Raw genomic sequence first — 359 nt, 5'->3', positions numbered from 1 at the left:
AATCGTGAGGTCTCAGGTTCAAGTCCTGATAGGCCCACCAGATTATTATGGGGAATTAGCTCAGCTGGGAGAGCGCCTGCTTTGCACGCAGGAGGTCAGCGGTTCGATCCCGCTATTCTCCACCATATAGAGATAAAGAAAGAGAAGTTAGATATAAGCTTTTATAAATAAGAGTTTATATCTGGTTTTAATCAGAAAGCGTTACCTTGAGATAACTTTAGTTATTTGAAGTAGCAAGATATTTAAAAATATAATGTTAAAGTCTTTAAAATTTTTTCGTAAAGTTAAATAGAAGTATTTAATTTTAAATAAAAAAATGTCATATCTAAGATTTAATGTAATAATTAAATTTAACTATA

The 359-nt window shown here is 31.2% G+C and carries 1 tRNA gene; it reads left to right on the top strand.

Going from position 1 to position 359, the window contains the following annotated elements:
- The first annotated feature begins 49 nt into the window (after positions 1-49).
- Positions 50-125 (top strand) — tRNA-Ala (locus BTV98_RS13160).
- Positions 126-359 lie beyond the last annotated feature (234 nt).

The organism is Psychrobacter sp. Cmf 22.2 (genome assembly GCF_001921745.1).
GTDB lineage: Bacteria > Pseudomonadota > Gammaproteobacteria > Pseudomonadales > Moraxellaceae > Psychrobacter.
Note: the sequence above shows the minus strand (reverse complement) of the source record. Positions and strands in the feature narration are given on the sequence as shown.